Origin of the sequence: Haladaptatus sp. R4, assembly GCF_001625445.1 — an archaeon.
GTDB lineage: Archaea > Halobacteriota > Halobacteria > Halobacteriales > Haladaptataceae > Haladaptatus.
Window position 1 is genome coordinate 290,048 of record NZ_LWHG01000021.1, and the last position, 11,840, is coordinate 301,887.

Consider the following 11,840-nt stretch of genomic DNA (forward strand, 5'->3'; position numbering starts at 1 on the left):
GTGACTTCGAGGCGATCAACGCCGATTCAAATTTCCCGGAATAGAACGTCTTTACGGCCATTATTCGGTACAATCGGTGCCTGAACGGATTCCCAACAAGTTTTAGGTGTCAGACTCTGAATCGGGGGTAAGATGGTTTCGCGGCTCATGCTCGGCTGTGGTTCCGTCGGGCATACCATCGTTGACTCGGTGGCCGACTGGTCCGGTGCTCTCGTCGTCGTCGATGAGAGCGAGAGTAGAGTCGAAACGCTCCGTACGGAGGGCGTTTCGGCCACCCGTGGTGACCCGACGGACCGCGAAACGGTCGCAGGGAAGCCACACGTGGATATCGCCTTCGTCTGTGGCGACGATCCGGAGAGAAATAGGGAGGCCGCACGGATAGTGCGGGAGGTACACCCGAACGCCTATCTCGTCTCGTACGGGGGTTCCCACCCCTCCGAGGAGGTTCGGACGGAACTCGACGAGTTGTCGGACACATTCATCGACCCCGGTCGGGCGCTCGTAGAACATCTCCTCCCGCTGACGGACGCCGACACCGCGTTTCGAACGCACGAACTCCAGCGCACCCTTCGGGACATCGACGGCAAACTCGGAATTTTCATGCACGACAATCCCGACCCGGACGCCATCGCCAGCGCAGTCGCGCTGGAGGGGATGGCCGAGTCCGTCGGAACCGAAGCGGAAACCTGCTACTACGGGGCGATTTCCCATCAGGAGAACCGTGCGTTCGTCAACCTGCTCGATCTGAACCTCAGAAATCTAGAGGAAGGTGCGGACCTTTCCGAGTTCGCCGGACTCGCGCTGTTGACCACTCCAGTCCGGGCGTCAACGACCAACTGCCCGAGGAGACGCCCGTCGATATCGTCATCGATCACCATCCGCCGAACCACCCGGTCGAAGCGCGGTTCGTGGACCTCCGAAGCGGTGTCGGTGCGACGAGTTCGCTGCTCGCTGACCACTTGGAACAACTCGGAATTCACCCCAACGAACGGGTTGCGACAGGCCTGTTGTACGGAATCCGCGTGGACACGAAGGATTTCACCCGCGAGGTGTCCGAGGCGGACTTCGAGGCGGCGGCGTTCTTGCTCCCACACGCCGACACGAGCATCCTGGAACGCGTCGAGACGCCGTCCATCAGCACCGATACGTTCGAGACGATTTCACGGGCGATCCGAAACCGGGAACTCGACGGAACGGTGCTGGCCAGTTGCGTCGGGTCGCTTTCGGACCGTGATGCGCTCGCGCAGGCAGCGGACCGGTTGCTCAACATGGACGGCGTGACCGTCACGCTCGTGTTCGGCTTCATGGACGGGACAGTGTACGTCTCCGCACGCGCGCGTGGGACCGACGTCGACCTCGGCGAGACGATGCGGGCGGCGTTCGGTCAGATCGGAAGCGCAGGCGGACACGCCGACATGGCCGGTGCACAGATTCCGCTGGGCTTGCTTGGAGAAGTGGAGGACGACGAGGAGGAGTCGCTCTCGACCATCGTCGGCGAAATCATCACCGACCGGTTCTTCGAGACGGTTCGCTCCCGACCGGGTCCGGGGGAGTTCGAAACCGACCGCGAACGGGTCGCGGCGTTCGACATTCAGCTCGCGGAGAACGACGAGAGCTGACGTCGGGAGGTTTTTCCCTCGGGGCGGCGTCGATACTCTGCATGGACGAGACCGAGGAGGAAACGGAAAGTCGCACGTCCTCCAACGTCGGTATTGCGCCCGACGGCGGAACTGAGGGCCTCAAAGCGAAGGTAAAGGAGTACATGACTCGCGACGTAGCGACGGTCTCCCCCGACGCGACCGTCGAAGAGGTCGCCCGGCGAATCGCCGAAAGCGACGGGCACAACGGATTTCCGGTCTGTGACGGACGGCGTGTCGAGGGATTCGTCAGCGCCCGCGACCTGTTGCTCGCCGACGAAAAGGAACCCATCTTCAAGGTGATGACGCAGGAACTCATCGTCGCACACCCGGACATGGTGGTCAACGACGCCGCGCGCGTCATCCTCCGTTCGGGCATTCAGAAACTCCCGGTCGTGGACGACGCGGGTAACCTCGTCGGCATCATCACCAACACGGACTTCATCCGCAGCCAAATCGAGCGCGTGACGCCGGAGAAGGTCGGCAAACTAATGCGAACGCTCGAATCAATCCACGACACCGAAGTGACCCAGCGACGGCGAAAAGTACGGCTTGCCGACCTCGTGCCGACACAGGGGAAGGTGTACGCAGACGAGCTAGAAGGACGCGTGTACGAGATGGAACGCGGACTGGCCGAACCGCTCGTGGTCATCGAAAACGGTCACACGCTCCTGCTGGCGGACGGCCACCACCGGGCGAAGGCCGCGGACCGACTCGACATCGAGGAGATGGACGCCTACGTCATCATCACCGACCACCGGGTCGAACTCGGGATGGCTGAGAGGCGCGCAAGGAAGGGCTCGAAAGCATCGACGACATCCAAGTCGTGGATTACGCACGCCATCCACTGATGGAGACGACGAAACGGTTGCAGTAATCACTCTACGTCCACGACGTTCAGCTTACATCCACGACGTTCAGCTTACATCCACGACGTTCAGTTCCTCGTCGAGCGTCAGCGTCGGTGCGTCCTCCTCCGGTCCGACTTCGATACGAATTCGGTACGGGTCCTCCGAGACGACGTCCGTCTGAGTCTCGCTTCGAACGAAATCGAACGAGAGAAACGGGACTTCCCGCACGTCGATTCCCTGTTCGTAAAAGTACGAGACGATAGCGGGATGGCGGATGACCGAACTTTCGACGGGCAAGTGCATTCGCATCCAACAGGAATCACAGTCGATTCGTGTGACGAGGCTGTCGCCGTCCGTCCAGTGAGGTTTCTCCACGGACATCGACCCGCTACAGAGGAAACACGTCCCATCGACCGCCTTCTGGATGTGGTGTTGTGACTCCACGTTGGCGAACGCGACGATTTCCGAAACCGATCGGTTCGCGGCGGCCTGCGGCGGAACGCTCGTTTGGAATACCATGTCGTGTTCGTCACATTCGGTTCGCACGAGACCGTTCTCGTAGATGCCCGTCAAAGACCGCTCACACTGGGGACACGTGTGTTCGAGCGTCGCTGACCGCGACTCCGTTCGGTCGGTGAACGCCCCTTCCCGTATCGCTCCGACGAGTTTGAGTGCGGCGTATCGAGGATAGTACTTCCCGTCGCGTTTGACGACGAATCGATCACGGAGTTTCGAGAGGTGATAGTTGAACTGTCCAGCATCGGAAACGCCAACCGCTCGCCTGAGTTCCGCAAACGAAGGGCCGTCAGTTCCTTCGATAGTTGCCTCCTCCGCGAGCGCTTCGATGATGGCGACTCGCGTCTCGTCGGCGAACAGCGCGAACGCCTCTGCCGGTGGGAGCGACTCGGAATCGTCGTCGGTCACGGTTCACGGTTTTCGATCTTCTCGCATAACAGTTTCGTGTCAGAAATAATGCTGAAAGGCCGTTCTGGAAACGATTATATTGTCAACACGACAGGAAGACGTATGAGCATCGAATCGCCCCGAGCGGAGTCGAAAGCCGACGAGGCGACGGGAGCGAACGGAGAAGCGGCAACGGGAACGACGGAGGGCGAGACGGAATCCATCCTCCGCGTCGAAAACCTGCAGAAACGATACGGGGACGGGGTGGATGCGGTCACTGCCGTTGACGGCGTCTCGTTCGACGTGGAGCGGGGGTCCGTCGTCGGACTGCTCGGTCCGAACGGGGCAGGGAAGACGACGACCATCAAATCGATCCTCGGACTGATCATTCCCTCCGGCGGTCGGGTGATCGTCGACGGTATCGACGTACACGCCGACACGAAGCGAGCATATCGTCACGTCGGCGCGATGCTGGAGGGCGCACGCAACGTTTACTGGCGACTGACCGTCCGGGAGAATTTGGATTTCTTCGCGGCGCTGGCCGGGCAACGTCCCGCCGATACCCGCGAGCGTCACGACCAACTCCTCGACCAGTTCGACCTCTCGGACAAGGCCGACACCGCGGTTCGAGAACTGTCCCGCGGGATGAAACAGAAGGTGTCGCTCGCCTGCACGCTGGCCCGCGACGTGGACGTCGTCTTCCTCGACGAACCGACCCTCGGGTTGGACGTCGAGAGTTCGCTCGAACTGCGGGCCGAACTCCGCAATCTGGCTGACGAAACGGGAACGACCGTCCTCCTTTCGAGCCACGACATGGATGTCATCGAAGACATCTGCGACCGCGTCATCATCATGAGCGACGGTCACGTCGTCGCCGACGACAGCCCCGACAACCTGCTCGATCTATTCCACACACAGGCCTACGCGGTGCAGGTGGCGAGCGAGATTTCCGCTGCGACGCGTCGCCATCTCGAAGACGCGTTCGACGCGACGGAGTTCGAACGGCAGGCCGACCGCGAGCGGTTCGTCGTCTCCGTGACGGGCGACGAATTCTACGAGTTGGCCGACTGCCTCCGCGAGAACGGTCTCACGGTCGCGTCGATGGCGTCCGTCGAACCCGATCTGGAGGACGTGTTCCTCAGCATCACCGACGACACAGGAGGTGAGGGCGCGTGAGCTACGGGTCTGAAGGGTCGAACGCGGCGTCGGATTCGGACGTCGCCGGGGTGCTGACGCTCTTCGCGGCCGTCCTCCGCAAGCGCGTGCTTCTCTTGGTTCGCTATCCGATGAACACGCTCGCACAGATCGTGACCGTCTACCTCTTCTTCGCCGTTATCTTCTTCGGCGGGAAGGCGGCCGCCGGGAGCATCGGCGCTGCGAGCGCACTCTCCGGCACGTTCGGGGGTCTCATCGTCGGGTGGTTCCTGTGGACGATGGCGCTGGCGGCGTACTTCAGCCTCGCAACGAGCATCACCCGCGAGGCACAGTGGGGCACGCTCGAACAGTTGTACATGTCCCCGTACGGATTCGGGGCGGTGATGGTGTCGAGCGTCGTCGCGTACCTCCTCGAAAGCATGCTGTGGGGCGCGATCATCCTCCCGCTGATGCTCGTGACGACCGGGCAGCACCTCGCCGTCGATCTGCTGACCGTCGTTCCCATCGTCGTCCTGACGCTGCTTCCCGTGGTCGGCATCGGGTTTGTCTTCGCCGGACTCGCGCTGTTGTACAAGCGCATCGAAAACGTCTCGCAGTTGATGCAGTTCGTCCTCATCGGCCTCATCGCGGCCCCCGTGGCCGACTTCGAACCGCTCCGCTACCTCCCGCTGGTGCAGGGAAGCGCGATGCTTCAGCGAGCGATGCAGAACGGGGTCCGTCTGTGGCAGTTTCCCGCGACCGACCTCGCTATCCTCGTCGCCGCCGCGGTCGGTTACTGTCTGCTCGGCTTCTACGTCTTCACGCTGGCCGCGCGCCGCGCTCGACGACAGGGCGTGTTGGGCCACTACTGACCGTTCCCCCTTCCTGCCGACACATCGTTCCCACCGTTCCGACACATCGTTCCCACCGTTCCGACACATCGTTCCTACCGTTCCGTCACGTCGTCGCCGACAGGTACAACTCTTCTCGCTCCCCACCGAAATTCATGCCCGGCGAGAGCGACGACCCGAGGGCCATCCGCGCCGTCGCGGTCCACGCCGACGACGTGGTGACCGCGCTCGAAGCCACCGAGCGCGGCCGGGAGGCGGTGCTCCGGATCACGGCCCCGTTCGCCGGACGGGTGCGCGCCCGTCTCCACGTCGTGCAGGCGACGGAACCGGCGGACGACGGCCACGGCGGTCCCGCTCCGATTCGAATCCCACCGCGAAAGCTCGTGACGGCGGACGCGACCACCGTATCCACGGGTCGATGATACCGATCCGAGTATGGACGATTCTTCGACCGAGTACGACGTGGAAGCCCACCACGAGCGCCACGCGGCGGCGATAGACGGGTGGCGCGAGGACGTTCGTGGGTGCTTCGTCGATTCGGTGGCGTTGACGACGGAAACCGGACCGCATCGCGTTCGCGTCTCCGTTCTCGGGTGAGGACCCGAATCGGGGACACGTCGTCGAGAACGACCCTCCTCACGTCGCACGAATCGCTCACCGAATCCTTAATGAATTCCCCGGCAGAAATTACGACCATGTACGACGAGGATGACCTGCGGGAGATCCGGCAGGGAAAAGAGGAGTGGGAGGAGGATACTCGTTCTCCTGTATTGGAGCGGTTCGGCGAGCGGAAAGAGCGGTTCGCGACCGTCTCGAACCTCGAAGTCGAGGACCTGTACGACCCGTCCGACGTGGGCGACATCGACTACGAGGAGGAGTTGGGCTACCCCGGCGAGGACCCGTACACGCGCGGCGTCTACCCGACGATGTACCGCGGTCGGACGTGGACCATGCGCCAGTTCGCCGGGTTCGGGACGGCCGAGGAGACCAACGACCGGTTCCACTACCTCATCGAGAACGGCCAGACCGGCCTCTCGACTGCCTTCGACATGCCGAGCCTGATGGGCAAGGACTCGGACGACCCGCTGTCGGACGGTGAGGTCGGCAAGGAAGGCGTGGCGGTGGACACCCTCCGCGACATGGAAATCCTCTTCGACGGCATCGACCTGGATGAAGTTTCGACCAGTTTCACCATCAACCCGAGCGCGCCGGTCATCTTCGCCATGTACGTCGCGCTGGCCGACCAGCAGGGCGTCCCCCGCGACGAGATTCGCGGCACGTTCCAGAACGACATGCTGAAGGAGTTCATCGCACAGAAGGAGTGGGTCATCCCGCCGGAACCGTCGCTCCACACCGTCACCGACACCGTCGAGTTCGCGGTGGAGGAGACGCCGAACATCAAACCCATCTCGATTTCGGGCTACCACATCCGCGAGGCCGGTTCGACGGCGGTGCAGGAACTCGCCTTCACCCTCGCCGACGGTTTCGCCTACGTGGAGGACGCGATGGAGCGTGGACTGGACGTCGACGAGTTCGCGCCCCAACTCTCCTTTTTCTTCAACTCGCACAACTCCATCTTCGAGGAGGTGGCGAAGTTCCGGGCCGCCCGTCGCATCTACTCGACCGTGATGGACGAGTGGTACGGCGCGGAGTCCGAGAAGTCGAAACAGCTCAAGTTCCACACCCAGACGGCCGGGCAGTCGTTGACCGCCCAACAGCCGCTGAACAACATCGTCCGCGTGACGATTCAGGCGCTGGCTGGCGTCCTCGGCGGCACCCAGAGCCTCCACACGAACAGCTTCGACGAGGCGCTGGCGCTCCCGAGCGAGCAGGCGGTCCGCGTCGCCCTGCGAACCCAGCAGATCATCGCCGAGGAGAGCGGCGCGGCGGACATCATCGACCCGCTCGGCGGCAGTTTCGCCGTCGAGTCGCTGACCGAAGAGGTGGAGGAAAAGACGATGGCCTACATCGAGGAGATCAAGGAGATGGGCGACGGTTCGGTGCGAGACGGCGTCCTCGAAGGCATCGACCGCGGCTACTTCCACCGCGAGATTCAGGAGGCCTCCTACGAGTACCAGGAGCGCGTCGAGGACGGCGAGGAGATCGTCGTCGGCGTCAACAAGTACGACATCGAGGAGGACACGAAACCGGACATCCTGCAGGTGGACGAGGAGACCCAGAACCGCCAACTCGCCCGGTTGGAGGAGGTCAAGGAGGAGCGCGACGACGACGCCGTCGAAGCGGCGCTCGACGACCTCCAAGACGCCATCGACGACGACGAAAACGTCATGCCGGCCATCGTTGACGCGGTGAAGGAGTACGCCACGATGGGCGAGATCATGGCCGTGTTCGAGGCCGAACACGGCGCGTATCAGGAGAAGATCGGACTGGCGTAACGCGGCACGAGCGAATCGATCCCGGAAGCTTCATTTTATGGAGATTTGTCGTGAGAACATGGACGTTGACGAGCTCTTGATGCCGATCATCGGACTCCAGTGCACGCTACTCGCCGTCTTCCTCGTCGTCGCGTTTCCCCATACACTGTGGGTGTGGCTCTCCTTTCTCCTCGTTGTCATCGGGACGGTGTTCACGATCGGATGGGCAGTCGCGCCACGGGATTCCGAAGCGGGATGAAACGAGCGTGTTTCGGCGGGACGATTTTTATCCATCGAGTGCCATAGGTCGAACCCATGGAAGTCGCGATTCTCACGGTCGGCGACGAGATCCTCGCGGGGGACACGGTGAACACGAACGCGACGTGGTTAGCGGCGGAGATCCACGACAGGGGTGGGTCGGTTCGCCGAATCATGACCGTTCCCGACGACATCGAAATCATCGCGGACCGGGTCCGCGAGTGGCACGAATCGTTCGACGCCGTCATCGTCACCGGCGGTCTCGGCGGAACACCTGACGACGTGACGATGGACGCGGTTGCGATGGCGCTCGACCGAGAACCAGTCCTCGACACCGAGGTGCGGGATGCGCTCAAGGAGAAAACGCGGAAATTCGTCGAGAAAAACCCCGAGTTGACCGACGAGTACGAACTCGACCTGAGCGCCGACGAGGCGGCCGAACTTCCGAAGGGTGGCCGACCGCTCGTGACTGACGCGGGGTGGGCACCCGGTTGTGCGGTGGCGAACGTCTACGTCTTCCCGGGCATCCCGCGCGAGATGAAGGCCATGTTCGAACTCGTCGCGGACGAGTTCGGCGGCGACGTCGTCTCCGAAACGATGTACACGCCCGCACCCGAGGGAGCGCTCGGCGGGACGCTCGAAGCGGCGCGGGACCGGTTCGACGTCGCCATCGGAAGCTATCCGGGCCGGGACGACGATCCCGGACGCCTGAAGGTGACGTCGACGGACGCCGACGAGGTCGCCGCCGCTGCCGCGTGGTTGCGAGAGAATGTCGAGACTTTGACAAACACGACGAATCCGGATGAAGTGGCCGATGAAGGGGGACCAGTGGACGACGAAAACGGTGGAAAATCGAGTGAAGCGACAGAGTCGAAGCGGCAGTAGTTTTCATCGCGTTCCGAAGTCTGAATTTTACTTTCTCTTCCCGAAATGGTCGGCGAACGTAGCATATCTTTATACCACTCCTTAAAGCATGCTAGCATGGGCATATGTCAGACGATACCGTGGAACTCGAAGCGCGGCTCGAAGAGGCAGAATCGTTCGAGCCACCGGAATCATTCGTTGAACAGGCAAACGTCTCGGACCCCGAGATTTACGACGAGTTCGAAGAGAACTGGCCGGGGGCGTGGGAGCGTGCGGCCGACTTGCTCGATTGGTACGAGGACTACGACACCGTTCTCGACGACAGCGACGCTCCATTTTATAAGTGGTTCACCGGCGGGTCGCTGAACGCCTCCTACAACTGTCTCGACCGACACCTCGACGAGCGGGGAGACGAGACGGCGATCGAATGGATCGGAGAACTGGGTGAGACACGAACCTACACGTACGAGGAACTCCACCGCGAGGTGAACGAGTTCGCGGCGGCACTTCGTGAGGTCGGCGTCGGCGAGGACGACGTCGTCACGATGTACATGCCGATGATTCCCGAACTCCCCATCGCCATGCTGGCCTGTGCGCGAATCGGCGCACCACACAGCGTCGTCTTCGCGGGCTTCTCGGCCGACGCGCTCGCCACGCGGATGAAGAGCGCGGCTTCGGAGCACCTCATCACCTGCGACGGCTACTACCGCCGTGGGGACCCGCTTCACCACAAGGAGAAGGCCGACAAGGGTCTCTCGCAGGTCGGTCACGACGTGGATACGATCGTCGTGGACCGACTCGGCGACGAGTACGACCACCCGATGAAAGAAGAGGAGTACGACTACGCCGACCTCGTGGACGAACAGGAGGGTACGGAGGTCGAACCCGTCCAGCGTGACGCCGAGGACATGCTGTTCCTGATGTACACCTCCGGAACGACCGGGGAGCCGAAAGGCGTCAAACACACCACGGCGGGTTACCTCTCGTACGTCTCGTGGACCTCGCACGCCGTCCTCGACATCAAACCCGAGGATACCTACTGGTGTGCGGCGGACATCGGGTGGATCACCGGCCACTCCTACATCGTGTACGGGCCGCTCTCGCTCGGGACGACGAGCGTGATGTACGAGGGAACGCCGGACTACCCGGAGAAGGACCGCCTCTGGGAAATCGTCGAGGACTACGGTGTGGACATCTACTACACCGCGCCGACGGCGATTCGGTCGTACATGAAGTGGGGACGCGAGTACCCCGAAAAGCACGACCTCTCCAGCCTTCGACTGCTCGGGACGGTGGGCGAACCCATCAACCCGCGCGCGTGGAAGTGGTATTACAAGCACATCGGCCACGAGGACTGTCCCATCGTGGACACGTGGTGGCAGACCGAGACGGGCGGGATGATGATAACGACGCTCCCCGCCCTCGGAACGATGAAACCCGGCAGTGCCGGACCGCCGCTTCCGGGCATCGACGCACAGATCGTGGACACGAAAGGGGAAACGATCCAAGCGGGACGGGCGGGCTATCTCACGGTCCAGAAACCGTGGCCGGGAATGCTCCGCACCGTCTACAAGAACGACGACCGCTACATCAGCGAATACTGGCGGGAGTACTCCGACCCCGACGCCGACGAGTGGGTGTATTTCCCCGAGGACGGCGCGAAGCTAGACGAGGACGGCTACATCACCGTTCTCGGACGTGTCGACGACGTCATCAACGTCTCCGGACACCGTCTCGGAACGATGGAGATCGAGAGCGCCATCGTCGGCGTGAAGGGCGTGGCGGAGGCGGCCGTCGTCGGTGGCCACCACGACCTGAAAGGCGAAGCGGTGTACGCCTACGTCATCACCGAGGAGGGCTACGACGGTGACGATGAACTCTACGACCGCATCGTGGAAGGCGTCGAAGACGGCATCGGACCGATCGCACGGCCCGAGGATATCATCTTCACGCCCGAACTGCCGAAGACGCGGTCGGGCAAGATCATGCGACGCCTGCTGGAGGACATCGCCAACGAGGACGAACTCGGTGACACCTCCACGCTCCGGAACCCGGACGTCGTGGAGGACATTCAGGGCAAGGTCCAAGACAGTTAAACGGCGGCGTCGTCGCGGCAAATTTCTCGATTGTTTTTCGGTCGTGTACTCCTTCTTAAACAAACATTATATATGAATTGCGGATAACAACTAAAGGAGTGGTGCTAACGAATGTCATTCGAACACCAGACAACGACACAGAGAACCGGTAGGAAACATCACGGCGATAACGGGTTCGGAGGTGGAAGATAGATGCCCGCGGACACGAAGACCGGCAACCCGGCGCCGCTCGGGCTCGTCGGCTTCGGACTGACCACCGTCCTGTTGAGCATGGTGAACGCAAAACTGCTTCCCGCGGAGGGGGAAGTGGTCGTTATCCCGCTCGCGTTCGCGTTCGGCGGGACGGCCCAACTGATCGCCGGACTACTGGAATATCGTGAAGGGAACACGTTCGGGACCGTCGCATTCACCAGCTATGGCGCGTTCTGGTGGTGGTTCGGCCTCCTCGTTATCTTCGGCGAGAACGGTTGGATCAGTCTCGATGGGGCGACGACTACCCTCGGAGTGGCGCTCATCCTTTGGGGCGTCTTCACGACGTACATGTGGATCGCCACGTTCAAGCTCAACTGGGCGCTCTGGAGCGTTTTTCTCCTGTTAGCGGTCACGTTCTTCCTGCTCGGCTTCGGCGATTACCTCGGCATCGGGTGGCTCGGAGTCGCCGGTGGCTGGGTCGGCCTCATCACGGGGCTCGACGCGATGTTCGTCAGTTTCGCCGAAGTGGCCAACTGGGCGTACGACCGGGAAGTCATCCCATTGGGAGGTGCCCCGCTCAAATCGAAGTCGGGACGAAAGACCCAACCGGCGGACTGACGACGGCAACGGATTCAGCGATTCGGAGATTTTTTGGTTGTAATTGGCCCGCACAAGGACT

General features: G+C 62.2%; 10 protein-coding genes and 2 pseudogenes. 11 read left to right on the forward strand and 1 reads right to left on the reverse strand.

Features of this window, described 5'->3' with window-relative positions; all coding sequences use genetic code 11:
* The first annotated feature begins 132 nt into the window (after positions 1–132).
* A pseudogene (locus A4G99_RS29825) lies at positions 133–1,619 on the forward strand (DHH family phosphoesterase).
* A 143-nt stretch (positions 1,620–1,762) separates the two neighbouring features.
* Positions 1,763–2,514, forward strand: a pseudogene (locus A4G99_RS11020) (CBS pair associated ParBc domain-containing protein).
* Between the two features lie 40 nt (positions 2,515–2,554).
* Here the strand turns inward: A4G99_RS11020 and A4G99_RS11025 are convergent.
* The gene (locus A4G99_RS11025; RefSeq protein WP_066143346.1) at positions 2,555–3,412 is read right to left on the reverse strand and encodes a winged helix-turn-helix domain-containing protein; all 858 of its coding nucleotides are present in this window, start codon (positions 3,410–3,412) and stop codon (positions 2,555–2,557) included.
* 102 nt (positions 3,413–3,514) lie between these two features.
* On the opposite strand from A4G99_RS11025, the gene A4G99_RS11030 reads away from it, so the two are divergent.
* The 9 genes from A4G99_RS11030 to A4G99_RS11065 all read left to right on the forward strand — a co-directional run bounded on the left by A4G99_RS11030 (position 3,515) and on the right by A4G99_RS11065 (position 11,779).
* On the forward strand, positions 3,515–4,567 hold the full coding sequence (locus A4G99_RS11030) for an ABC transporter ATP-binding protein (RefSeq protein WP_066143349.1): 1,053 nt from the start codon (positions 3,515–3,517) through the stop codon (positions 4,565–4,567).
* Positions 4,564–5,397 (forward strand): ABC transporter, encoded by an 834-nt coding sequence (locus A4G99_RS11035; RefSeq protein WP_066143351.1) that lies wholly within the window; start codon positions 4,564–4,566, stop codon positions 5,395–5,397. Before A4G99_RS11030 ends, A4G99_RS11035 begins: the two co-directional genes overlap by 4 nt.
* A gap of 134 nt (positions 5,398–5,531) precedes the next feature.
* A complete protein-coding gene (locus A4G99_RS27185; protein WP_223301827.1) occupies positions 5,532–5,798 on the forward strand; it encodes a hypothetical protein in 267 nt (88 codons plus the stop codon).
* A 13-nt stretch (positions 5,799–5,811) separates the two neighbouring features.
* Positions 5,812–5,973: a hypothetical protein gene (locus A4G99_RS27190; RefSeq protein WP_223301828.1), complete on the forward strand. Its 162-nt coding sequence runs from the start codon at positions 5,812–5,814 to the stop codon at positions 5,971–5,973.
* A gap of 98 nt (positions 5,974–6,071) precedes the next feature.
* A complete protein-coding gene (locus A4G99_RS11045; RefSeq protein WP_066145138.1) occupies positions 6,072–7,772 on the forward strand; it encodes a methylmalonyl-CoA mutase in 1,701 nt (566 codons plus the stop codon).
* A gap of 58 nt (positions 7,773–7,830) precedes the next feature.
* A complete protein-coding gene (locus tag A4G99_RS11050; protein WP_066145140.1) occupies positions 7,831–8,010 on the forward strand; it encodes a hypothetical protein in 180 nt (59 codons plus the stop codon).
* 56 nt (positions 8,011–8,066) lie between these two features.
* Positions 8,067–8,894: a molybdopterin-binding protein gene (locus A4G99_RS11055; protein ID WP_082837786.1), complete on the forward strand. Its 828-nt coding sequence runs from the start codon at positions 8,067–8,069 to the stop codon at positions 8,892–8,894.
* A 104-nt stretch (positions 8,895–8,998) separates the two neighbouring features.
* A complete protein-coding gene (acs, locus tag A4G99_RS11060) occupies positions 8,999–10,969 on the forward strand; it encodes an acetate--CoA ligase (protein WP_066143354.1) in 1,971 nt (656 codons plus the stop codon).
* A 192-nt stretch (positions 10,970–11,161) separates the two neighbouring features.
* Positions 11,162–11,779 carry an acetate uptake transporter gene (locus A4G99_RS11065; protein ID WP_066143356.1) on the forward strand — a complete coding sequence of 206 codons (618 nt, stop codon included), beginning with the start codon at positions 11,162–11,164 and terminating at the stop codon, positions 11,777–11,779.
* The last annotated feature ends 61 nt before the right edge of the window (positions 11,780–11,840 follow it).